The sequence below is a fragment of the Nonomuraea sp. B208 genome (assembly GCF_057536035.1).
The window spans coordinates 183742-206971 of the sequence record NZ_BAAJOU010000010.1 but is presented as its reverse complement, the minus strand read 5'-3'; the positions used below and the strand labels follow the sequence as shown (position 1 = coordinate 206971).

Below are 23230 nucleotides of genomic sequence, written 5' to 3'. Positions count from 1 at the left end.
TCGTAGGCCCGCATAGCGTGGCGGCTGACATGGTGGCGTTCCGAGTTCTGGGGCCAGTCGAGGCGTACGAACACGACGACGGACTCGACCTGGGCGGGTTGCGGCAGCGAGCCGTCCTCGCCCGACTCCTCGTGGCCAGGGGTCAGGTCGTCCCGGTTGACACTCTTCTTTACGATCTGTGGGACGACGACGCGGCCAAGGGCGCGCAGTCGGGCCTGCAGGTCTACATCTCGCGCCTGCGCAGGGTGCTCGAACCCGGCCGCCCGCGCGGCGGCCCCAACCGCCTGCTGGTGACCGTCGCCTCCGGCTACGCCCTGCGGGTGGCCTCCGAGCAGGTCGACGCGCTCCGGTTCGAGCAGCTCGTCCGGGCGGCGGGCGAGCACCTGGAGGAGGGCGACCCCCAGTCGGCGCGCGGCCGCCTGGAGAAGGCGCTCGGCCTGTGGCGCGGCACCCCCTACTCCGACTTCGCCGACCAGCAGTGGGCCGAGGCCGAGGTCAACCGGCTGACCGAGCTGCGGCTGGTGGCCCGTGAGCGGCACGCCGACACCGGGCTGCGCCTCGGCCTGCACGCCGAGACCGTGCCCGACCTGGAGGCGCTGACCACCGAGCATCCGCTGCGCGAGGAGGGCTGGCGGCTGCTGGCGCTCGGCCTCTACCGCTGCGGCCGGCAGGGCGACGCGCTGGCGGCCCTGCGCCGCGCCAGGAACATCCTGGCCGACGAGCTCGGCATCGACCCCGGCCCCGCGCTGCGCAAGCTGGAGTCCGACATCCTCGCCCAGTCGCCCGAGCTGGACCTGGCGCTCCCGGCGCGGCCCGCGCGCCCGGTCCCGGCCGCCGGCGACACCTGGCCGCCCCGGCCGGCCGCCGCGGTCGAGCCGCCGCCGCTCGACCCCGAGCCGTTCGTCGGCCGCGAAGCCGAGCTCGCCCGGCTCACCACGGCCGCCTCGCGCACCGGCCGCTTCCAGGTGGCCGTGGTCACCGGCGTGGCGGGCGCGGGCAAGACCACGCTGCTGCGCCGCCTGGAGGGCCAGCTCGGCGGCGACGGCTGGATCACCGCCTCCGGCGCCTGCCCCGACTCCAGCGCCACCCCGCCCGGCTGGGCCTGGGTGGAGATCCTGCGCACGCTCGTCGGCATGACCGGCGCCGGCGAATACGCCCAGCTCCTCGCCCCGCTGCTGGACGACGCCGCCCCCGACCCCGACGAGGACGAGGTCTCCGGCGGCTTCCGCCTGCACCGCGCGGTCGGCGGCTACCTCGCAGGGGTGGCCAAGCGCGCCCCGGTGCTGCTGACGGTCGAGGACCTCCACTGGGCCGACGACCAGACGCTCGCGCTGCTGCGCGCGCTGCCCAGCCTGCTCGCCACCAGCCGGGTGCTGCTGGTGGTGACGTGCAGGGAGAGCGAGCTGGACGACGCCCAGTCCGACGTGCTGGCCTCGCTGGCCCGGCTCGGGCCGGTCCGCGTCGGCCTCTCCGGGCTCGACCCGAAGGCCGTGGCCGAGCTGGTCAGGGCGACCTGCGTACGCGAGATCGACGAGGACGCGGTCGAGTCGATCGTCGAGCGCACCGCGGGCAACCCGTTCTTCGTGCGCGAGACCGTGCGCCTGCTCGACGCCGAGGGCGCGGCCGACCGGGCCAGCGCCACCGAGGTGCTGTCGCGGGTGCCCTCCGGCGTCCGCGACGTGCTGCGGCGGCGCATCTCGCGGCTGCCGTCCGGCGCGCAGCAGATCCTGCTGCAGGCCGCGGTGATCGGCCGCGACGTCGACCTCGACGTGCTGATCGCGGTCGCGGGCGACGAGGACGCGGTGATCGAGGCCGTCGAGGCCGCGCTGCTCGCCGGGCTCGTCACCGAGCCTGGCCCCGGGCTGCTGCGCTTCGACCACGACCTGGTGCGCGACACGATCTACTCCGACGCCTCCCGGCTGCGCCGCGCCCGGCTGCACGCGGCCGTGGCGGCGGTCATCGAGCAGCGCACGTCCTCCGACGTGGCCGCGCTCGCCCACCACTACTTCCTGGCCGACGCGGCCGACAAGGCGGTGCGCTACGCGGGCCTCGCCGCCGAGCAGGCCGAGCGGCGCTTCGCCCACCGCGAGGCCGCCTCGCTGTGGGAGCAGGCGATCGCCGCGTTCGACCGGTCCCGTGGCGACGAGCAGACCGAGCAGCCCGAGCGGGCCAAGGAGCGGCTGCGGCTGATGCTGCGCCAGATCAGGGCGCTCGCGGTGTGCGGCGACATGACGGCGGCGCGGCTGCTGCGCCGCCAGGCCATGGACGCCGCGCTGCCGCTCGGCGACCTGGAGCTCACCGCCAAGGTGGCGGCCTCGCTGGCCGTGCCGCACAAGGGCATGGCCCGCGACTTCACCCGCACCGCGTGGGAGATCGTGGACGTCACCGAGCGGGCGCTCGTCGAGCTGCCGGCCGGCGAGCAGCGGCTGCGGGCCAGCCTGCTGACGACGCTGGCCCTGGAGCTGGAGGGCTCCTCCTCGCCCGAGCGCGGGCGGGAGGCGTCGCTGCAGGCGCTGGAGCTGGCCAGGGAGAGCGGCGACCCGACGCTCATCGCGGCGGCGCTGAGCGGGCGGCTGCGGCAGTCGTACGACATCCCGGCCGTGGACGCGCGCGAGAGCATCGGCAGGGAGCTGCTGGAAGTGGCGCAGCGCTCGGGGCAGATGGCCACGCAGGCGCTGGCCCACCTGGTGCTGCTGGAGTGCGCGGCGGCGCGCGGCGAGTTCGCCGTGGCCGACACGCACGCGGCCGCGGCCGACCAGCTGGCCAGACAGTACGACCTGTCCGCCCCCGCCGCGGTGGTCGTCTGGTACCGCGGCATGCGGTTCATGATCTCCGGCGACTACGCGGGCGCCGAGCGGGCCTACCGCGACGCGGCCAGGATGACCCAGCGCGCGGGCATGCTGGAGGGCCGCCAGGACCTCCCGCTGATCACCATGTTCTGCCTGCACCTGGTCGACGGCCGGGCCGCCGAGATGGTCGACGTGCTGGCCGACGCCCATCACCGGGGCGCGAAGTGGACGCTCGACGCCTACGCGCTCGCGCTGGCCTCCGCCGGGCACGTCCCCGACGCCAAGGCCGTCGCCTCCGTCCGCCCGCCGGTGCGCCCCGACTTCCTGTACGAGTTGGCGATGACCTGGCGGGCCCTCGCCGGGATGCTGCTCGACGACCGCGAGCGGATGGTCGACTGCTACGACAAGCTCAAGCCGTTCGCCGACCGGGTGGCGGGCGCGGGCACCGGCGTGGTCGCGCTGTGGCCGGTGGCGCTCACCCTCGGCGACCTGGCGGTCCGCCTCGGTCAGCCCGACGCGGCCCGCGAGCACTACGAGAAGGCGCTGGAGGTGGCCGAGCGGGTCGGCGTGCCGCGCTGGGTCGAGGCGGCGCGGCGCTCGGTCAGCAGCTCACCTGGAAACGCTCGCTCCTGACGGCTCCGGCGCCCTCGGCCAGCACCTCGACGCGATACCAGCCGGGGTTGCCGGAGATCCGGGGGCGCCACTCGATCTCGCGCTCGCTCCCGGCGAAGCCGCCGTGCTCGGCGAGGAACGTACGCCAGGTCCTGGTGGCGGGGCTCCAGCGGGACAGCCGCCAGCGGTAGGCCACGCCCTGGCCGGGGGTGGCCTCGGCGAGCAGGCTGCGGGCGACGTACGAGGTGGCGCAGCCGTCCGCGTCGCCGGGGGTGACGGCGACCGTGCCGGCCCGCGCGGACGTGGACGTGGACGTGGACGTGGCGACCTTGAGGGGGCGGGCGATCGGCATCTCGCGGGCCGACAGCGTCACGGTCTGCACCGGGGCGGCGGCCGAGCGGGCGTTGCCGTAGGCGGACAGGCCGACGTAGGCGCTGGTGAAGGCCAGCGCGGCCACGAACAACCTGGCCGCGTTCGCGGTGCCACCGGCCAGGGCGGCCCTGCTTCTCGTCGTCGACATCGTCAACACCCCTTCTTGCTCACACCTAGAGTGGAGCGGGGCGGTTGATCGCTGCTTGTCCCCTGGTTGCACCCGATGCGGGCCGCTTGCAGGCGGGTGTGGCACTCGGCTTGACGCGCGAATAAGGTGAGGATTACCTAACGCTTAATGGAGGGGTGGTGGACATGTCGGCCGCGATGATCGCCGTTCCCGCCCCCGACACGCCCTACTGGCTCAACCTGCCTTACTGGCTGGTGGGCGTCATCCTCATCATCGCCCTGTTCGGCGCGTTCCAGGTCTACTACTGGGTCGGCCGCAGGCTCGGCGAGAAGCTCTACGACTCGCGGATCGGGCGCAAGGTGGGCCGGGCCCGCATCGAGGCCGTCGAGCGGGTCGTCGAGAAGTGGGGGGCGCTCGCCGTCTACGGGTGCTTCTGGGTGCCGGGGCTGCGTCACACCCTGCCCTGGGTGGCCGGCGCCCTGCGGGTCTCCTACCCCTGGTACGTCGTCGCGAGCGCGCTCGGCTGCCTGACCTGGGCGCCGCTGTGGTGGTTCGGCGGCGCGGCGGCCATCTGGGGCTACGTGCAGCTCGCCTCGCACTCGCCCGTCGCCGCGGCGGCCGTGGCCGTGCTGGTCGTCGGCGCGGTGGCCGGGTTCGTGGTGTGGCGCAGGAGGCGGCGGCGCGCCACGGCGGACGAGAAGGCCGTGATCGCCTAGGCCGGCGCCTGGCTGCGGTCGTCGATGACGGCCTCCGGGGCGCTCCTCCGCACGGTCTCGATGCCGTTCACGCAGGCGGCCTTGCTGGTGAAGCCCTCGCCCACCGCCAGCGTCTGCCCGTTGCCCGCGACCAGCGCGAACCGGTAACCGCCCTGCCCGTCCTCGGTGATGATGAACCTGCCCGCCACGGCTGTTCCCCCTTCGATCTAGCATTCATTTACCCCCACCCGATGGGGCTTTATGGCGAAGTCAGGCAAACGAACCGTTGATCTCCTGCCACCATGTTTGGCATGCGTATTGCGGGATTGATGGGCTCTGCCGCGCTCGCCGTGCTTGTCGGCTTCACCACCCCAGCCGTGGCGGCCGACGCCCCCAAGGTGAAGGCGGCGGAGGCGTACGTGGTGGACTCGGCGGGAACGATCCACTTCGGCAAGCGGCAGACCCGGCGGGTGCCCGTCGCCAGCCTGGTCAAGGTCATGACCGCGTACGTCGTGCTGCGCGAGGCCCGGCTGACCGACACGATCACCGTCACCGAGGCCGACGTGAAGGACGCCGTCAAGGACGGCGCCACCACGGCCGGGCTGCGCGCGGGCGAACGCCTCACAGTCAGGGACCTGCTCCACGGGCTGCTGCTGCCGTCGGGCGCCGACGCGGCCAGCGCCCTCGCCCGGCGCTACGGGCCGGGCAAGGCGGCGTTCGTCGCGAAGATGAACCGCACCGCCCGCGCCCTCGGCCTGGCCGACACCCGTTACACCAACGCCGACGGCATGCCCACGCCGGGCAACGGCGGCTACTCGACGGCCGCCGACCAGGTCAAGCTGGCGCAGCGGGCGCTCGCGAACAGCACGTTCCAGTCCATGGTGGGGACGAAGACGTACAAGGTGGGCAAGACCGCCGTGCACCGGGCGCACACCTGGCGCAACTCCAACGAACTGCTCTCCCGCTCCGCCGGCGTGCTGGGCGTCAAGACCGGCTACACGCGGGCGGCCGGCTACTGCCTGCTGTTCGCCGCCGAGCGGAACGGCGTCCAGATCGTGGGCGCGCTGCTGCACGACGACAAGAACCGCCGCTTCACCACGGCCGAGCAGCTGCTCGACTACGCGGAGAGGCGGATCGCGGAAGGCTGATCAGCCGAACCTCATCGTCCCCGTGCCGGCCAGGCGGCTAAGCCCGTCGGTGGCGCAGGAGAGGAGACCCGCGTCCGGCGTCAGGCCGCCGCTCGCCCGGCGGCCCTTGAGCGGGCCGTAGGTCACGGTGCCCGACAGCAGGCTGTCGGCGGGCCGATGGGTGGCCAGGCTGCCCGGGCCGCCGGTGATCGTGGAGGTGCCGAGGGGACGGCCGTCCGCGCCGAACCAGACGACTGTCGCGCGGCCGCGTACGCGGGCGGTGCTGGTGCAGGAGGCGTCGGCGGTGACGCGCAGGGACACCCAGCCGGACCGCAGGGCGGAGGCCGAGCCGTCCGGCGAGACGCAGCCGGTGAGCTGGAGGTTGCCCCGCACGGTGACCGGGCGGGGCGTCAGCCCGACGCTCGGCGTGAAGCTCAGCGGCCGGGCGGGCGGGGTCGCGACCGCGCAGGTCAGCGCGGCCGGTGGAGCAGCGGGCGAGGCACCCGCCCCGATCGCCGTCACGATGATCCACCCCAGGTCCATGCACCCTCCCTGTCACTCACCGTCATGGCGATGTCACAGAGAGCAGCATATGCCGAATCCCGTTCGCTTCGTGCGCTCCACAGGTAGGGTGGGCCTCCCCACGGACAAAGGAAAACCGATGGCGGCATTCATCGAGGTCCGCACCACGGTCGAAGGCCACGAGAAGGCGGCCGTCCTGGCGCACGAGATCCTGGGGGCGGATCTCGCCACGTCCATCGACATCGACGAGGTGCCGGGCTCACCCGCCGGGACGTCAGCCTGGCGGCTCACCCTGATCACCACGGACGCGCACGCTCCCGCGATGGAGGCGCTGCTCAGAGCGGCGGGCCACACGGGCCCGGTCGAGAGCAGGCCGGTCACCTACGACGTCGACAGCTACCCCGACTGGATGCCCGGCCACCCCTGACCCGGCTCAACCCTTCGCGCCGTTCCTGACCGCCCGGCGGTGGAAGGTCTGCGCGCCCGCGCGGTGCACCGCGGCCTTGACCAGGCCGAAGATCGCGCCCTGCAGCGCGGCGGCGACCAGGATCTCCGTCCAGCCGCGCTCCAGGTCGTCGGCGTCCGGCGCGTCCTCCTCCCCCGACGCCATCGTCCACACCCGCTTGAACATCGCGGCGGCCAGCGCGGCGCTGAGCATGCCCATTCCGAGCGACAGTGCTTTCTCTACGGAGTGCATCTCACCTCTCCTCGACGATGCTGTCTGCCCGTGCCCCCTGGGAGCCGCCTAAACCCGTTCACTGGAAATGGCCAAGAGCCCTCGCCCGACCGGCCCCCGTGCCGGGCAAACCTGCGTCAGGCCACCGGGCGGATGCGGTGGCCGGCCTTCTCGCGGAGTGCCTTCTCCAGGCGGTCGCGGGCCTCGGTCTGCGTGGCGATCCGTTCGTTGAGTATCGCCAGCCGCTCCAGCGCGATCCGCAGGCCCTTGTCCGAGGGTGGTACGGCGGCGACGTCGCCGTCCAGGCAGGGAAGGAACGCGCGCACGTCATCCAGGGTCAGCCCGGCGGACAGCAGGTAGCGGATGTTGCGCACCCGCACCACGGCCCGCTCGTCGTAGCGGCGGTAGCCGTTGGAGGCCCGTTCGGAGGAGATCAGCCCGGCCTGCTCGTAGTGCCGCAGCGCCCGAGCGGTCGTGCCGGTCATCCTGGCCAGCTCGCCGATCCGCACGCGTCCCACCTCCCGGGCCACTTTTATCACGCCACGACCGCTCCGCCGTCGACCGGGAAGACCACTCCGGTGACGAACGACGCGGCCGGCGCGGCGAGCTGGGTGATCGCCCAGGCCACCTCCTCGGGCCGGCCGATCCGGCCCAGCGGGGTGTGCGCCAGCTGCCATTCCCGCAGCGCGGCCAGGCGCTCCGGCGTCAGGCCCTGGTGCTCACCGATCGGGGTGCCGATCGCGCCGGGAGCGACGGCCACCACCCGGACCCCGCGCGGCGCCAGCTCGACCGCCCAGGTGCGGGTGAGCAGTTCCAGTGCTGCCTTGGTCGCCGCGTAGACCGAGCTGCCCGGGAACGCCCGCTGCCCTATCGACGTGCTGACGTTGACGATCACTCCGCCCGACGTCTCCAGCAGCGGCAGCGCGGCCTGCGCCAGCAGGACGGGGGCGACGAGGTTGGTGGCGAGCTGAGCCGTGATCGCCTCCTGCGTGATCGTCCCGAGGGCGCCGCTGCGTACGATGCCGGCGTTGTTGACCAGCACGTCCAGCCGGCCATGTGTCTCCAGCACGGCACGGATGATCCGCTCGGGCTCGCCCTCGGCGGTGATGTCGGCGGCCAGCGGGGTGATCAGGTCGTGCCCGGCCGCGGTCTCCTTGAGCGGTTCGACGCGCCGGCCGATCGCGACCACGTGGGCGCCCTCCGCGGCGAAGGCCCGGGCCGTCGCCCGGCCGATCCCGGTGCCGGCTCCGGTGATGACGACGATCCTGCTGTTCAGGGGTGCGGTGATGTCCATGCCGTCATCGTCCAACCCTGCCGCCAGCGGCAAGGTCAACGTCTCATCAGGCCGTGGCAGGCGATGGCCGCCGCGGCGACGACGTTCAGGGAGTCGACGCCCGCCGCCATCGCCGTCGCGCTCATCGGGATGCACACCGCCTGGTCGGCCTCCTCCAGCCAGTGGGACGACAGGCCGTCCCCCTCGGAGCCCAGGAGCAGCGCCACCCGGTCGGACAGCTTCACCGTGTCGATCGGCGTGACCTGCTGGTCCGGCGTCAGGGCCAGCGTCTGGAAGCCCGCCTCCCGCAGCCGCGACAGTCCTTCGAACCAGTCGTCCATGCGCGCGTACGGGATCGAGAACACCGCCCCCATCGACACCTTCACCGCGCGCCGGTAGAGGGGGTCGGCGCACCGGGGGGACAGGATGACCGCGTCGACCCCGAGCGCCGCCGCCGAGCGGAAGATCGCGCCGATGTTGCTGTGGTCGACCAGGTCCTCCAGCACCAGCAGGCGGCGGGCCCCGCCTGTCAGCAGGTGTTCCACGGACGGCAGCGGGAGGCGCTCCATCGAGGCGAGGGCGCCGCGGTGGACCTGGAAACCCGCGATGCCGGACATGATCTCGTCGCTGACGACGTACACGAGGGCGTCGCCGAGGACGTCGGCGAGTGAGGGGAGCCAGCGGCGGGTGGTCAGGACCGAGCGGATGGGGTAGCCGGCGCCGATGGCCCGCCTGATGACCTTCTCGCCCTCGGCGAGGAAGAGGCCGCGCTCGGCCTCCAGGCTCTTGCGCAGCTCGACGTCCCGCAGCCGGGTGTAGTCGGAGAGGCGGGGGTCGTCGGCGTCGGTGACGTACTCAAGCACCTCTCGATAGTGCCAGTGGTCAGGCGCGGTCAGGGACGGCCGGGCGGCGGCGCCTGAGCTGCCAGAGCGCGGCGTAGCAGGCGAGGACCAGGCACAGGCCGACGACGGTGCCCGCGCCGGTCTTGGTGAGCACGCTGGGCAGGCCGAGCGCCGGGGTCGGCTCGTCCACCAGGGGCCAGACGAGCGCCCCCGCGACGACGCCGGCCGCGCAGGCCCCGAGCACGCCGGCCCGTACGCGGGCGGAGACGGCGAGCCGTTCGGGCACCGGCGCGGGCGCCATCCTCGCGAGTCCGCGCCAGGCCCACCACACGACGGCGGCGAGGCCGACCGCCGAGGAGGTGTACTGCAGGACCCGGAAGAGCGGCAGCACCCCGAGGACCTCCACCGAGAGCCAGCCGCCCCAGAGGGCGGGGCCGGTGGAGTGGGTGAAGGAGTCCCAGCCGATGTGGGTGGCGGCGCCGATCAGGGCTCCGGCCACAATGGGCGCCGGCCGGAGCCGGGCGGGCGCGAGCAGCGCGGCCCGCCCGGCGAGCGCGGGCGGCAGCAGGGCGGTCAGGGGATCGCGCAGAACGTGGTGGAACAGCGCCACCAGCAGCACCGCCGCGGCCAGGTCGAGCGTGAGCACGCCGGTCCAGGAGTGCCAGTCGGTGTAGTCGGGCAGGAACGGCAGGAAGATCGGCAGGTCGGGCACCATCGCGCCCACGGCCAGCGCCCAGGGGTCGGCGAAGCGGCGCACCCGGGCCGCCGAGACCAGCGGCAGCACCGCCGCGATGTGCGCGGGCGTGAACGGCATCGGCTTCTCCCCCTCGTCGGCTCCCATTATCGGCCGATCTTGGCCATTCCTTGGCGGGGCGGACGCCTTTCTCGCGTACGGTGACGGGTAGGTAACTCAGGGTCACCGGGAGGTTCGTCATGTCTGAGCAGCGGATCCACGAGCTTCCCGTGGTGTCGGCCGAGTGGCTGGGCGACGCCCGCGCGGCCCGCGCGCTCTCCCTGGTCACGCTCGGCTGGCTCGGCATGGAGAGCACGCTCGGCCTGGTGGCCGGGATGGCGGCGCATTCGGTGGCGCTCATCGGCTGGGCGCTGTCCGCGCTGGTCGAGGCGGCGGCCAGCCTGATCGTGCTGTGGCGGTTCACCGGCTCGCGCACGCTGTCGCCGGGGGCCGAGGGCACGGCCAGGCGGGCGGTCGCCGTGAGCTTCTGGCTGCTGGCCCCCTATCTCGTGGCGCACGTGGCGTACGACCTGGGCGAGGGGCAGCGGGCGGCGCCGAGCGCGCTCGGCATCGTGGTGACGGCCGTCAGCCTGATCGGCATGCCGGTGCTGGGCCTGGTCAAGCGCAGGCTCGCCCGCCGGCTGGGCTCGGCGGCGACCGCGGGCGAGGGCACCCAGAACCTCATCTGCGGCGCGATGGCGGCCGGGGTGCTCGCCGGGCTCTGGCTCAACACGCTGGGCTGGTGGTGGGCGGACCCGGCGATGGCGCTGGCACTCGCGGCGGTGGGCGTACGGGAGGGCGCGCGGGCCTGGCGCGGCCACGCCTGCTGCCACTGACCGCGTACGGTCGAAGGTTCTCGCACCCCCTGTCACCGGTCCCGCAGCGACTTGGTTTGGTCACCGTGCGTCATCACCGCACCAAAAGGGCTGTTTTGCACCACTGACCGCACCGAGTATCGTTCCCGGAGTATTGCGGAGCAACTCCCGCTAGGGTCTCCGGAAGGTCACGACACACCGAAGAGGACATCGTGGGGCGACACCGCACAGACGAGCTCGACGGCGGATACCGGGCCGCCGAACCCCCCTCGCGCCGCAGGGCGCGCAGCAGCCGGGGCCGCGTGCTCGTGCCGCTGGCCGGCGCCGTGGCGCTGGCGGTGCTCCTCGGTGTGGCCGCGTTCGTCATCTTCAACCGCGACCACGACTGCTCGGACGGCAAGCTCGCGCTGCGCGTCGTCGCCACGCCGGACATCCAGCCGGCGCTCAACAAGATCGCTGGCAACTATAACAAGGCCATGCACTCCGTCGACAGCAAGTGCGTGGACGTGACGGTGACCAAGGAGTCGGCGGCCAGGACCGCCAACGCGATCGCCGCGGGCAAGTCGAACGCGGACTTCTGGGTGGCCGACTCCAGCCTGCTGCTGGAGAGCATGCGCGCGGCCGCCGGCGGCGGGGACGCGCTGCCGCGCCCGGACGGCTCCGTCGCGCTCTCCCCCGTCGTGCTGGCGACGGCCAAGACGTCCGCGGCGAAGCTGGAGGGCACGCTCAAGCCGAGCTGGACCGCCCTCATCGCGGCGGCGAACGTGGCCAACGTGGACGGACCCGGCAGGAAGGTCCGGGTGCTCGCCCTCGATCCGCAGAAGAACTCGGCAGGACTCACCGCGCTGCTCGCCGCCGCGGGCACGGCCAAGGCCGCCAAGCAGGACAAGGCGCTCGTGGGAGCGCTCAAGGAGCTGTCGGGCCAGCTCGCCTCCGACTCCTCGGCGCTGCTGGCCAGCCTCACCGTGAAGTCGGGCAGCCGGGTGCCGGTGGGCGTGGCCTCCGAGCAGGCGGTCTACGTCCACAACACGCGCAAGCCCGAGGCGCCGATCGTCGCCCTCTATCCCGAGGAGGGCACGCTCAGCCTCGACTACCCGATGACGGTCCTCACCAAGGACGCCGCGACGCTCAAGGCGGCGGCGGGCTTCAAGAAGGAGCTGTCCGGCGACTCGGCCAAGAAGATCCTGCGCGAGGCCGGGTTCCGCAGCGCCGACGGCAAGGCGGGCGACAACCTGTCGAAGGAGAAGGGCTTCGCGCAGGAGACGCCGCAGGCGCTGACCCCGCCGGACGCGGCGACCGTGACGCGGATGGTGCAGACCTGGTCCCGGCTGAACCTCGGCACCCGGCTGCTCACGCTGCTCGACGTCTCGGGGACGATGGCGCTGCCGGTGCCGGGCACGGGCATGACCCGCATGCAGGCCATCAACAAGATCGCCACCGAGGGGCTGGCGCTGTTCCCCGCCGACTCGGAGCTCGGGCTGTGGACGTTCTCCACGCACCTCGACGGGCAGGGCAAGGACTGGCGGGAGCTGGTGTCGGTCGGCCCGGTCAGCGAGTCGATCAACGGCGTGCTGCGCAAGGAGACGCTGGTCAGGACGTTCGCGCAGGTGCAGGCCAAGGCCACCGGCGACACCGGGCTGAACGACACGGTCAAGGCGGCCTACGGGCAGCTCACGAAGACGTACAAGGAAGACAAGATCAACACGCTGCTGATCCTGACGGACGGCGCGGGCAACGACGACCCCGACGGCGGCCTGTCCAACGCCGGGCTGCTGGACTACCTCAAGAAGACCTACAACCCGAAGCGGCCGATCAGCATCCTGCTCATCGCGTTCGGGCCGGAGGCGGAGAAGGGCAAGCAGCAGATGGACGCGGTGGCGAAGGCCACCGGCGGCGAGGCGTACATCGCCAAGGACGTCCTCCAGGTCCGCGACTTCTTCCTCCAGGGCATGGAACGCCGCCTCTGCACGCCCAACTGCGACGGCTGACGTTTCATGCCCATCGGGCATGACGGGCGAACCCCCACGAACAAGGGCGCGTCCTCTCCGCGTGGGGCTCAAGGGCCCGTCTACCCGCGGGGAGGGAATCCGTGCCTGGATGGCCGACCGTCGATCGCGCCGCTGACCACGACCTGGTGGAGGCGTTGCGGCGCGCGGACGCCGACGCCCCCGCCGCGCTCTTCGACTCCTACGGCGAACGGCTGCACGACTACGCCTACTGCCTGACGGGCGAGCCTGACCTGTCGGCCGACGCCGTGCACGACGCCCTGGTCAGCGCCCAGGGCTGGATCGAGCGGCTGCGGGAGCCGGGCCGGCTGCGCCCCTGGCTGTACGCGCTGACCAGGTCCCAGGTCGGAGCCCGGCTGGCGCACCGCGGCACGCCGCCGCAGGGCCCGCCGCTGCCCGACCCGGACGGGCAGCCCGATCCCGAGCTGGCCGACCTGGTGCACGAGACGCTGGGCGAGCTGACCGGCGTCGACCGCGAGGTGCTGGAGCTGTCGCTGCGTCACGGCCTCACCCCGTCCGAGGTCGGCGCGGTGCTGGCGCTGACCTCGCGGCAGGCCGTGGCCCGGCTGGCCAGGGCCCGCGACCACCTGGAGATCGCCGTCGCGGCCGTGGTGCTGGCGAGGACCGGCCGGGCGCACTGCCCGGACCTGTCGGCGATGGTCGACTCCTGGGAGGGCCCGCTCACGCCGCTGCTGCGCCGGCGGCTGTCCGGGCACATCGGCGGCTGCGAGGTGTGCGGCGAGCGACGGCGCGGCCAGGTGGACGGGGGGCGGCTGCTCGACCTGGTGCCGGTCGGGTACCCGCCGCTCTCCCTGCGCCGCCGGGTGATCGAGACCAGCGTGAGCCCCGGGCGCGACCAGGCCCGCACCCTGATCCTGGAGCGCGGCGAGGGCTTCGACCGGGCCGGGTTCCCGGTGGCGGGCGAGCGCCGCTCCCGCCGGCGCAGGCCCCGCCGCCTCGCGCCGGTGGTGCTGGCGGGCGCGTGCGTGCTGGCGGCGACCGGCGCGGTGGTCGTGATCAACGGAGGCGAGGCGGCGGACAAGACGTCGCTGCGGTTCGCGCCCGCGCCGACCGCGTCCGCCGTGCCGTCCGCGTCCTCCGTGCCGCCCGCCTATGACGAGAGCCCGGACCCGGTGCCGGACCAGGACGAGGTGACGCCGTCGCCGGAGCCGAGCCCGTCGGCCTCGCGCCGGACCACGCCGGACGACCGGCCGGCGGCCACGCGGCCGACCACCCGGCCGGCGACCCTGCCCTCCACTCCGCCGAGGCGGGCCCCGGTGCGGAACACCCGCCGCCCCGCCCCCGCGCCCCGGCTCGGCACGTCCTGCCCGAAGGCGATCGACGGCGTGGCGCAGATCGGGCTGAGCGCCAGGGGCGCCGCCGTGTCCTGGGTGGCGACCGCCTCCCAGGGGCTGGAGGTCTCCCCCGCGAGCGGGTCGATCAAGGCCGGCGGCTCGGTGCGGGTCCGGGTGACGGTGACGGACCCCGAGGAAGCGGGCGACGGGCGGGTGTCGTTCACCTCGAACGGCGGCACCTCGACCTGCTCGCTGAGCTGGGAGGGCAGCCAGCCGGACGACCCGGGACAGCCCGACCACGATCCCGTGCCGACCTCCACAGAACCCGTCGCCACTCCTACAGAAATGGCGAGTTCTACATCGGATGGCATGAATCGGGAATAAAGCGGGCATCTACCGACAGCAGATTGGAATTTAATCGACAAACGGGGATGTAACGGACCCCGACTCGTGGATCCTGTGCCGCATAGGGCATTCTGGTGTGCTTGGAGACCGCGTCGGGGCCGGAGATTGCTCAAGTGTGTGCCGAAGGTCACACAAGAAACCTCTTCCTGCCGGTAAACCGAGGCGCGTCGCCAAGCGTCGGCATTGACGTGTCCGGGCACGGATTGGTCCCATGAACTGCGATCAATCGTGCTGTGACCAGTCGAGAGCAGGAGAGAGTCAAGGAAATGCTCAAGCAACGCCGTAAGGCCCTCGCCTGGCTGGTGGGGCTGGCCTGCGTCGCCGGAGCAGCGGTGGCGCTGTTCGACATCGAGACGCCGCTGCGCCCCTTCCTCATCTCCTTGTTCCTCCTGGTCGTGCCGGGAGCGGCGGTAGTGGGACTGTTGCGCGATCGTGACCCCCTCGCCGCACTATCCGTGGGAGCCGCGGCAAGTCTCGTCATGAACGTTCTGCTCGCCGAGGCCATGCTCCTGTTCGGAGCCTGGTCCCCCAGGGCCGGTGTCGCCACCGTGGCCGTGCTCGGCGGGTTCATGTACGTGCTGCGCGTCTTGTACCGGGGGAAGAGCATGCAGACCGAACAGGGGGCCAGGGCAAGGTGAAAATCCAGGTAGTTCGGCCGGGAGAGCTCGGCGAGGCCGAGCGCGACCGATGGCGTGAGCTGCAGAAGGCCGACCCGAGTCTGGACAACCCGTTCCTGTCGGTCGAGTTCGCCGTCGCCATGGACCGCTTGCGCGACTACGTGAGGGTGGCGGTCATCAGCGACGGCGGCCGCATCGCCGGGTTCTTCCCGTACGAGCGGCACAGCTTCGGCATCGGCAAGCCGCTCGGCGGCTTCCTGACCACGTGCCACGGCCTGATCGCGAGCCCGGAGCTGAAGCTCGACGCCAAGGCGCTGCTGCGCGCCTGCAAGCTCAGCGTGTTCGACTTCGACCACCTCGTGGCCGGGCAGCCGACGTTCGCTCCCTACGAGCAGGACGTCCGCCCCGCCCCCGTGATGGACTTCACCCAGGGCTTCGACGCCTGGCTGGAGCAGGTGAAGTCCAACTCGCCCAAGAACCTCAAGACCGTTCGCTACAAGGAGCGCAAGCTCGGCCGCGAGCAGGGCGAGCTGCGTTTCGCGTGGTCCACGCCCGATCCGGAGGTCCTGCGGATCCTGCTGGCCTGGAAGTCCGACCAGTACCGCCGCACCGGCCGGGTGGACCGCTTCGCCCAGCCGTGGATCGTCGAGCTGACCGAGATGATGCATGCCGAGAACGCATCGGACTTCGGGGGCGTCCTGACCATGCTCTATGCCGGTGACGTACCGGTGGCCGGGCATTTCGGCCTCCGTACGGCGACCACGCTTGTAGGGTGGTTCCCCGCCTACGACACCGAGTACGCCCGATACTCCCCCGGCATCGTCCACCATCTGCAGATGGCCGAGGCCGCCGCGAAGTCGGGTCTGCACATGGTCGACATGGGCAAGGGCGGCAAGGAGTACAAGGACTGGCTCAAGAGCGGCACCCTCTACGTCGCCGAGGGCCGGGTGTCACGGCCGTCCGCGTCAGCGGCCGTGCACTGGATGGGCCGAACTCCTTTGAACAAAGCCCGAACAATTGTCCTTGATCGGCCGTCTCTCTATAGAGCGGCCGACCGCGTCCTCAAGGGCTTCGGTCGGGTGCGCACCTCGATGCAGCAGCAACAGGAGTCACCCAACGCAGTAGCGAACGAAGCGACGGGAGCGCGCTGACCGCTCCCACCCAGCAGTCCGGCATCCCGTACACACCCTCACTCCACAGGCACCTCCGATGCACCCTTCACCGGCATCGCCGTTTCCGCAGCACCCGGGAACGGTGCAGGCCGGCTCGCAGGGGAGGGCCACGGAAGGATATCCCTCGCCATGAGTCCCGAGATCACCAAGCACAACGGCAAGGCACACACCTCGCCCCTCCGTTCCATGCCACCGCCCAGCAGCTTCACGCCCGTCACCCCGCACCTCGCCATCTCTCCGACGGTGAGCGTGGTCGTGCCGGCCATGAACGAGGCGGAGAACCTGCCGCACGTCTTCGCCACGATCCCCCAGTGGATCGACGAGATCGTCCTCGTCGACGGCAACTCCACCGACGACACGGTGGCCGTGGCCAAGCGCCTGCGTCCCAACGTCAAGGTGGTCACCCAGACCGGCAAGGGCAAGGGCGACGCCCTGGCCGCCGGCTTCGCCGCCTGCACCAGCGACATCATCGTGATGATCGACGCCGACGGCTCCACCGACGGCCGCGAGATCATCAACTTCGTGGGCGCGCTGGTCACCGGCGCCGACTTCGTGAAGGGCTCGCGCTACGCCTCGGGTGGCGGCAGCGACGACCTGACGGTCAACCGCCGTCTGGGCAACAAGGTCCTCACCGGCATCGTCAACGTGATGTACAACACCAAGTACACCGACCTGTGCTACGGCTACAACGCCTTCTGGGCCCGGCACCTCGACGTGCTCAACCTCGACTGCGACGGCTTCGAGGTCGAGACGCTGATGAACGTGCGTGCGGCCAAGGCGGGGCTTAAGGTTCATGAGGTGCCCAGTCACGAGCGCAACCGCATCCACGGTGAAAGCAACCTGCACGTCGTGCGGGACGGCTTCCGCGTGCTCAAGACCATCCTGAAGGAGTGGCGCCGCCAGCCCAGCGCTCCGCAGCCCGAGCCCACGGCCCGGCCCGCCGCCGACCGGGGCGTCGCGTAATTTTCCGTTAAGAGGCCTGTTGTGAACACGTCTGTTGTCATCTGCGTCTACACCGAGGACCGGTGGGAGGACATCAGGCAAGCAGTCGAGTCGGTCGAGAACCAGACACGCCCGGCACACGAGCTGATCCTGGTGGTCGACCACAACCCCGAGCTGCATCTCAAGCTCAAGCGCGAATACCCGCAGGCCGTCGTCGTGGAGAACACGCACGACAAGGGCCTGTCCGGTGGCAAGAACACCGGCGTCGCGACCGCGGCAGGCGAGATCGTCGCCTTCCTCGACGACGACGCGGTGGCCGACCCGGGATGGCTGGAAGCTTTGGAGGAGGGCTTCCAGGAACCCGGCGTGGTGGGCGTTGGCGGCCGCACCGAGCCCATCTGGGCCTCGGGGCGGCGGCCGGGGTGGTTCCCGTACGAGTTCGACTGGACGGTCGGCTGCAGCTACCGCGGCATGCCCGCGGTGCGCGCGCCGATCCGCAACGTCATGGGCGGAAACGCCGCGTTCCTGCGCGACGCCGTGTCCGAGGTGGGCGGTTTCCACAGCGGCATCGGGCGCAGCGTGCAGGGGCGCAAGTCGCGCCCGCTGGGCTGCGAGGAGACCGAGTTCTGCATCCGGCTGAGCCAGCGCAAGCCCGGCTCGGTCATGCTGTTCGAGCCGCGCGCGCTCATCGGTCACAAGGTGTCACTGCAGCGGGAGCGGTTCGCGTACTTCCGGTCGCGGTGCTACGCGGAAGGGCTGTCGAAGGCGCTGGTGACGAAGGAGGTCGGCACCCAGGACGGGCTGTCGAGCGAGCGCGCCCACGCCATGAAGACGCTGCCGCTGGGTGCGCTGCGCGGCCTCGGCGAGGCGCTGCGCGGCGACCTCGGCGGGCTCGGCCGGGCGTTCGCGATCGTCATCGGGCTGGCCTGGACGACCTGGGGCTACGTGGTCGGCTCCGCGCGGTTGAAGGCGGCGCGGTCATGACCCGCGTACCGATCCTTATGTACCACTCCGTCACAGACGCGCCCAATGACGAGACCAAGCCGCACGCGGTGCGTCCCGGCGACCTGGAGGAGCAGCTCGACCACCTGAAGGGCGCCGGCTTCACCCCGCTCACCCTGGGCGACCTGGTGGCCGCGCTCAACGGGATCGACGGTCACACCGTGCCGGCCAAGCCGGTCGTGCTGACCTTCGACGACGGTTACGCCGACTTCCACAGCCACGCGCTGCCGCTGCTGGAGCGTTACGGCTTCCCCGCCACGGTCTTCCTGACCAGCGGCTGGGTCGCCGACGCCGGAGCCGAGGCCGCGGGCCGCCCCCTGGACGCCATGCTGTCCTGGGGGCAGGCCCGCGAGGCCGCGCAGACCGGCATCGAGATCGGCGGCCACAGCCACAGCCACCCCCAGCTCGACCAGCTCCGCGACGACGAGCTGCGCCAGGAGCTGCGCAAGAACAAGGGCCTGCTGGAGGAGAAGATCGGCGCGCCGGTCGCCACCATGGCCTACCCCTACGGCTACAGCAGCGCCCGCGTACGCCGCGAGGTGCGCAAGGCGGGCTACTTCGCCGCCTGCGCCGTCAGCAACTCGATCGCCGCCGATCGCCACGACATCCTCGCCATCCCCCGGCTGACGGTCGGCAAGAGCCAGACCATCGGCATGTTCAAGCGCGCCGTCGAAGGCAACGCCGTGCCCCTCATCTACCTGCGCGAGCGCATCCTCACCAAGGGGTACGCGGTCGTGCGGCGCACGAGGTACGGGCTGCAGCGGGTGCGCGGAAATGTCTAGCGTCCGGGCCAGGATCCTCCACGACCTGCGCAACCCGCTGTTCCGCCAGGGCTACGCCCTCATGGCCAACACCGTCGTCACCGGCGTGCTCGGCATGGGCTACTGGCTGCTCGCCGCGCACTACTACACGCCCGAGGAGTTCGGCCGCGGGCAGGCCGTCATCACCGCGATGCGGCTGTTCGCGTCCCTGACCGCGCTCGGCTTCGTCGGCGCGCTGGCCCGCTTCCTGCCGGTGGCGGGCCGCCGCACCCCTGAGCTGATCCTCAGGGGGTACGGGCTGGCCGCCGCCACCGGGGGGGTGGCGGCGCTCGGCTTCCTGCTGACCCTGCCGATGTGGGGGCAGACGTACCAGGTGCTCGGCGGGTTCGGGCCCGGGCTGTTCTTCCTCGGGTCCGTGCTCGTGTGGGCGGTGTTCACGCTCCAGGACGTGGTGCTGACCGGGCTGCGGCGGGCGACCATCGTGCCGTTCAACAACCTCGTCTTCGGCCTGGTCAAGATGGGGCTGCTGGTCGCGCTGGCGGGCGCGCTGCCCTCGGGCGGGATCTTCGTCTCCTGGATGATCCCGACCGCGCTCGCGCTCATCCCGATCAACTGGCTGATCTTCGGCTTCGTCGTGCCGCGGCACGTCAAGCAGGCCGATCCGGCGCAGGAGCCGCCGCAGCTGCGGGAGGTCGGGCGGTTCCTGGCCGGCGACTTCCCCGGCACGCTGTCGATCCTGGCGATCGTCTACCTGGTGCCCGTGGTGGTCGCCACGCAAGTGGGCGAGGCCACGTTCGGGCGCTTCTCCATGGCCCACACGCTGGCGAGCATGATCGAGCTGCTGGCCATGAACATGGCCGTCTCGCTCACCGTCGAGGGCTCCTTCGACCGGGCGCGGCTCGCCGAGAACTGCCGGCGGGCGCTGCGGCGGGCGTTCATGATCGTGACGCCGATCATCGCCGTGGTGATCCTGGGCGCGCCGCTCATCCTGACCATCTTCGGCTCGGAGTTCGCCGAGGAGGGCACGCTGCTGCTGCGGCTGATGTCGCTGGCCGTGCTGCCCCGGGTGCTGATCGAGGTGTACCTGAGCGCGCTGCGGGCGCAGAGCCAGGCGCGCACGCTCGCGGCCGTGCAGATCGGGCTCGCCGCGCTGGTGCTGGTCTCCACGATGGCCCTGTTCCCGTTCGCTAATGTGAACGCGGTTGGGTACGGACTGCTCCTCAGCGAGATCCTCATGGCTCTTTTGATCTTTGGAAAGCTACGTAAGATTCTCAAAATTGACGAGACCGGGCGCGAGACTGTCACCCAGGGGTTGTCCGGGGCCTCATGATGGTCAGCGTGAGGCAACCGGACGGCGATGGCGTGAGAATGGTGAGCGGCGGCTCCTCGGACGTGCGTGGGGACAAGGAGGAGTCGGAGGTGCCCTTCGACCCGGACGCTACGGGGGTCATCCCCAGGCTGACGTTCGACGAGGAACCTTCCGGCCGTGGTCCCGGGCCGAGCTCCGGCGAACCCGCCGGCGACGGCGCCCCCGCTGACGGCAATGGCGACGGGGGTGTCTCCGACGGGGAGGCCCCTGTCGACGACGCGGATGACGACGAGCGTGCGGCGGATCAGACCGCCACTTTCCGCATCCCCTCCGCTCTCCACATCGGCCGGCCGCCGACGGTGAAGGAGGCGGCCGAACTGTCGGCCGCCGGAACGGTGTCCATGCCCGTTCTCTCCGAGCCGGAGACGTCCGGGGACGGCCCCGCCGCGGAGGACGACACCGCCGCGGAGGCGGCGGGGGCGACGCGGGCTGTGTCGCGGACGTCCATCGCTCTCGGTGCGGACGCGCCCGGCGGGGCGCAGGCGGAGGACGTGTCGAGCGCGGCGGCTCCCGTCGCGGAGCCCGCGCCCAAGCCCGCGCCCACGCCCGCTCCTGCTCCCTCTTCCGCTCCCGCTGCGACGCCTGAGCGCGCGCCCGAGTCCGGTGCCGCCACCGCGCCCGGTGCCGCCACCGCGTCCGGTGCCGCGACCGCGCCCGGTGCCGCGACCGCGTCCACCGTCGCTCCCGCCGTCGCGCCCGAGCCCGCTGTCGAGCCAGAGCCCGTCGTCGAGCCCGAGACCGCTGCCGCGCCGGCACCCGCCGCCGCGCCCGCGCCCGAGCCCGAGCCCGTGCCCGTCGCCGCGCCGCCCAAGAGGGCCGGGGCGGCCGGTGGTGTCATGGGGCGGATCGGCGCGTTGGTGGCCAGTGCGCCCAAGTGGCTGCCCGTGCTGCTGGTGCTGGAGGGCCTGGTCATGTACGTCCTCGCCCTGAAGGTCCCCCCGGGGCCCTTCCGTGGCGTGGATCCCGCCGACATCGACGGCCTCGGGCTGATCTCCGCCCTCCCGGCCACGGCGTTCCTGGCGATCCTGATCATGATCGTGTCGTTCTTCGTCACGGTCGCCCAGAGCACCGACCGCAAGTTCCTGCTGCTGTTCCAGATCGCCGCCATCACGTTCGCGCTGCACGGCGCGGGCGCGCTGGTCGCGTCGGAGCCGCGGTTCCCGACCGCGTACATCCACGCCGGGTTCGTGGAGTTCATCAGCAGGACCGGCGAGTCGGCGATCAGCATCGACGCCCGCATGGGCTGGCCGGGCTTCTTCGCGTTGTTCGCCTTCGTCACGAAGGCGGCCGGCATCCAGGACATGACGACGATCCTCCAGTGGACGCCGCTCCTGTCCAACCTGCTCTACCTGCTGCCGTTCGTGCTGATCCTGCGTCAGGTGGTGGCGACGACGCGGGCGCGCTGGTTCGCGGCGCTGCTGTTCGTGCTGGTGCAGTGGATCGGCCAGGACTACTTCTCGCCCCAGGGCTTCACGTTCGCGCTCTACCTGGCGTGGGTGGCGATCCTGCTGCGCTGGTTCGGGCGGGTGGAGCCGCGCACCAAGCCGATTCCGCCGAAGGGGCTGCGCAGGCTCATCGGCCGGCTGGACGCGATGACGCCGGGCGAGCTGGCCAACACGGGGACCTTCCGCGCCGACAAGCTGCTCATGTTCATGCTGCTGGTGGCGCTGTTCCTGGCGTCGGTGGCCTCGCACCAGATCACGCCGTTCATGATGCTGGGCGTGCTGACGGCGTTCCTGATCTTCAAGCGGACGTCGCTGACGTGGGCGCTGCCGTTCTTCCTCGGGCTGGCGGTGCTGGCCTGGATCAGCTACATGACGGTCGGCTTCTGGTCGAGCCAGATCGACGCGATCTTCGGCGGCCTCGGCAACATCCTGCAGAACCTGCGCAGCAACACCGGCGACCGCATCGAGGGCAGCGACCCGGCGCACGCCAGGGTGCTGCAGGCCCGGCTCGGCATCCTCGTGGTGATCCTCAGCCTGGCCGCGACCGGCCTGGTGCGGCGGCTGCGGCGCGGCGTGTTCGACCGCTCGGCGCTGATCCTGCTCTGCGTGCCGGTGCTGGCGCTCGGCCTGCAGAGCTACGGCGGCGAGATCGGGCTGCGCATCTACATGTTCGCGCTGCCGGGTGCGTGTCTGCTGGCCGCGTACGCCTTCTTCCCCAACCTGCCGGCCGACAGCGCGGACGTGCGCGAGGAGACCGTGCCGCTGCGCAGGCGCAACGTGCGCTTCAACCCGCAGCTCACCAAGAAGCTCTCGGTGGTGCTGGCGGCCTGCTTCGCGGTGCTGTTCGCCTTCGCGTTCCTGATGGCCCGCTACGGCAACGAGAAGTTCGAGCGGGTCACCACCGGCGAGGTGGAGGCCCTGCACCACGTCTACGCGAACGACAAGCCGAGCGCCCGCGTGCTCTACCTGGTGCCCAAGCTGGGGCCCGAGGTGACGCCCACCATGCCGTGGGGCGAGCGGGACGTCGAGATCGTCAGCTTCAACGTGCAGGCGCTGGTCCACAAGGACCCGACGCAGATCGCCGACGCCGTCAAGGCGCTGCAGGAGCAGCCGCGCAACTCCTACCTGATGGTGAGTCGCGGCCAGGTGAGCTACCTGCAGCTCAACGAGGGCTACCCGGCGGACTGGGGCGAGCGGTTCCGCGCGGCGCTGGACGCCTCGCCCGACCTCAAGCGTGTCTACTCCAACGCCGACGCGGCGCTCTACACCTGGAAGAAGTTCGTCCGCGGCACGGAGACGCCGGAGCCGAGGCCGTACAAGACGCCGCGTGGCGAGCCCACCTCGCCGTGGACCCCGGTCGGCATCGCCGCGCTGGGCCTGACGTGGGCCACGCTCTTCGGGTACGAGGTCATCCGGCTCAACGGCCCGAACCGGGCGAGGAAGGCCAGGCGGCGGCTGCTCTACCTGGCGATCCCCTCGTTCGTGGTGGCGTTCGCCGTGATTATTGAGAGGTTCCTCTATATCGCGGCAAATAACTAACTTCGTTCACAGGAAACCCACAGGTTCTGCGGAATGATGACCCGTGATGAGATCACAGCAGGCACGTTCCACCATCCCGGACGCAGCACCCGTA

The 23230-nt window shown here is 71.8% G+C and carries 22 protein-coding genes; 14 read left to right on the top strand and 8 right to left on the bottom strand.

Annotation, left to right across the window (positions count from 1 at the left end; genetic code table 11):
• The first annotated feature begins 29 nt into the window (after nucleotides 1–29).
• Entirely contained in the window at nucleotides 30–3422 is a 3393-nt protein-coding gene (locus AC27IY_RS06550) for an ATP-binding protein (RefSeq protein WP_344206694.1), read from the top strand.
• Here AC27IY_RS06550 and AC27IY_RS06545 read toward each other — a convergent pair.
• Nucleotides 3391–3921, bottom strand: coding sequence for a hypothetical protein (locus AC27IY_RS06545; protein ID WP_487177388.1), 531 nt, complete (start codon nucleotides 3919–3921; stop codon nucleotides 3391–3393). The two genes, AC27IY_RS06550 and AC27IY_RS06545, sit on opposite strands and share 32 nt — an antisense overlap.
• 164 nt (nucleotides 3922–4085) lie before the next feature.
• On the opposite strand from AC27IY_RS06545, the gene AC27IY_RS06540 reads away from it, so the two are divergent.
• Nucleotides 4086–4616, top strand: a complete 531-nt coding sequence (locus AC27IY_RS06540) for a DedA family protein (RefSeq protein WP_344207148.1) — start codon at nucleotides 4086–4088, stop codon at nucleotides 4614–4616.
• Here AC27IY_RS06540 and AC27IY_RS06535 read toward each other — a convergent pair.
• The gene (locus tag AC27IY_RS06535; protein WP_344206690.1) at nucleotides 4613–4804 is read right to left on the bottom strand and encodes a YegP family protein; all 192 of its coding nucleotides are present in this window, start codon (nucleotides 4802–4804) and stop codon (nucleotides 4613–4615) included. The two genes, AC27IY_RS06540 and AC27IY_RS06535, sit on opposite strands and share 4 nt — an antisense overlap.
• Nucleotides 4805–4906: 102 nt before the next feature.
• On the opposite strand from AC27IY_RS06535, the gene AC27IY_RS06530 reads away from it, so the two are divergent.
• Nucleotides 4907–5743, top strand: coding sequence for a D-alanyl-D-alanine carboxypeptidase family protein (locus AC27IY_RS06530; protein WP_344206688.1), 837 nt, complete (start codon nucleotides 4907–4909; stop codon nucleotides 5741–5743).
• Here the strand turns inward: AC27IY_RS06530 and AC27IY_RS06525 are convergent, their stop codons facing one another.
• Nucleotides 5744–6265 carry a hypothetical protein gene (locus AC27IY_RS06525; RefSeq protein ID WP_423446151.1) on the bottom strand — a complete coding sequence of 174 codons (522 nt, stop codon included), beginning with the start codon at nucleotides 6263–6265 and terminating at the stop codon, nucleotides 5744–5746.
• 118 nt (nucleotides 6266–6383) lie between these two features.
• On the opposite strand from AC27IY_RS06525, the gene AC27IY_RS06520 reads away from it, so the two are divergent.
• Nucleotides 6384–6671, top strand: a complete 288-nt coding sequence (locus tag AC27IY_RS06520; RefSeq protein WP_423475185.1) for a hypothetical protein — start codon at nucleotides 6384–6386, stop codon at nucleotides 6669–6671.
• Between the two features lie 6 nt (nucleotides 6672–6677).
• On the opposite strand, the gene AC27IY_RS06515 is transcribed toward AC27IY_RS06520, so the two are convergent.
• From AC27IY_RS06515 to AC27IY_RS06495, 5 genes are all read right to left on the bottom strand, one after another.
• Complete coding sequence (locus AC27IY_RS06515) at nucleotides 6678–6941, bottom strand: DUF4235 domain-containing protein (RefSeq protein WP_344206685.1); 264 nt, start codon at nucleotides 6939–6941, stop codon at nucleotides 6678–6680.
• A gap of 116 nt (nucleotides 6942–7057) precedes the next feature.
• Nucleotides 7058–7429 (bottom strand): MerR family transcriptional regulator, encoded by a 372-nt coding sequence (locus AC27IY_RS06510; RefSeq protein ID WP_364453527.1) that lies wholly within the window; start codon nucleotides 7427–7429, stop codon nucleotides 7058–7060.
• A gap of 26 nt (nucleotides 7430–7455) precedes the next feature.
• Entirely contained in the window at nucleotides 7456–8214 is a 759-nt protein-coding gene (locus AC27IY_RS06505; protein ID WP_487177387.1) for an SDR family NAD(P)-dependent oxidoreductase, read from the bottom strand.
• Nucleotides 8215–8249: 35 nt separating this feature from the next.
• A complete protein-coding gene (locus tag AC27IY_RS06500; RefSeq protein ID WP_364453532.1) occupies nucleotides 8250–9056 on the bottom strand; it encodes a TrmH family RNA methyltransferase in 807 nt (268 codons plus the stop codon).
• 19 nt (nucleotides 9057–9075) lie between these two features.
• The gene (locus AC27IY_RS06495; RefSeq protein ID WP_487177386.1) at nucleotides 9076–9876 is read right to left on the bottom strand and encodes a DUF4184 family protein; all 801 of its coding nucleotides are present in this window, start codon (nucleotides 9874–9876) and stop codon (nucleotides 9076–9078) included.
• A gap of 92 nt (nucleotides 9877–9968) precedes the next feature.
• Between AC27IY_RS06495 and AC27IY_RS06490 the strand changes: the two genes are divergently transcribed.
• The 10 genes from AC27IY_RS06490 to AC27IY_RS06445 all read left to right on the top strand — a co-directional run bounded on the left by AC27IY_RS06490 (nucleotide 9969) and on the right by AC27IY_RS06445 (nucleotide 23136).
• The gene (locus tag AC27IY_RS06490; protein WP_487177385.1) at nucleotides 9969–10604 is read left to right on the top strand and encodes a cation efflux transmembrane domain-containing protein; all 636 of its coding nucleotides are present in this window, start codon (nucleotides 9969–9971) and stop codon (nucleotides 10602–10604) included.
• A gap of 191 nt (nucleotides 10605–10795) precedes the next feature.
• Nucleotides 10796–12571 (top strand): substrate-binding domain-containing protein, encoded by a 1776-nt coding sequence (locus AC27IY_RS06485; protein ID WP_344206679.1) that lies wholly within the window; start codon nucleotides 10796–10798, stop codon nucleotides 12569–12571.
• Between the two features lie 101 nt (nucleotides 12572–12672).
• Entirely contained in the window at nucleotides 12673–14268 is a 1596-nt protein-coding gene (locus AC27IY_RS06480) for an RNA polymerase sigma factor (protein WP_423475198.1), read from the top strand.
• A 287-nt stretch (nucleotides 14269–14555) separates the two neighbouring features.
• Nucleotides 14556–14927: a hypothetical protein gene (locus AC27IY_RS06475; protein ID WP_091078002.1), complete on the top strand. Its 372-nt coding sequence runs from the start codon at nucleotides 14556–14558 to the stop codon at nucleotides 14925–14927.
• Nucleotides 14924–16057 carry a GNAT family N-acetyltransferase gene (locus AC27IY_RS06470; protein ID WP_344206677.1) on the top strand — a complete coding sequence of 378 codons (1134 nt, stop codon included), beginning with the start codon at nucleotides 14924–14926 and terminating at the stop codon, nucleotides 16055–16057. Before AC27IY_RS06475 ends, AC27IY_RS06470 begins: the two co-directional genes overlap by 4 nt.
• Nucleotides 16058–16207: 150 nt before the next feature.
• The gene (locus AC27IY_RS06465; RefSeq protein ID WP_329590913.1) at nucleotides 16208–17041 is read left to right on the top strand and encodes a glycosyltransferase family 2 protein; all 834 of its coding nucleotides are present in this window, start codon (nucleotides 16208–16210) and stop codon (nucleotides 17039–17041) included.
• 21 nt (nucleotides 17042–17062) lie between these two features.
• Complete coding sequence (locus AC27IY_RS06460) at nucleotides 17063–18004, top strand: glycosyltransferase family 2 protein (protein WP_344206676.1); 942 nt, start codon at nucleotides 17063–17065, stop codon at nucleotides 18002–18004.
• Nucleotides 18001–18804, top strand: a complete 804-nt coding sequence (locus AC27IY_RS06455; protein WP_423446168.1) for a polysaccharide deacetylase family protein — start codon at nucleotides 18001–18003, stop codon at nucleotides 18802–18804. Before AC27IY_RS06460 ends, AC27IY_RS06455 begins: the two co-directional genes overlap by 4 nt.
• A complete protein-coding gene (locus tag AC27IY_RS06450) occupies nucleotides 18797–20113 on the top strand; it encodes a lipopolysaccharide biosynthesis protein (protein ID WP_364453552.1) in 1317 nt (438 codons plus the stop codon). Before AC27IY_RS06455 ends, AC27IY_RS06450 begins: the two co-directional genes overlap by 8 nt.
• An 8-nt stretch (nucleotides 20114–20121) precedes the next feature.
• Complete coding sequence (locus AC27IY_RS06445; protein ID WP_487177384.1) at nucleotides 20122–23136, top strand: hypothetical protein; 3015 nt, start codon at nucleotides 20122–20124, stop codon at nucleotides 23134–23136.
• Nucleotides 23137–23230: the final 94 nt, after the last annotated feature.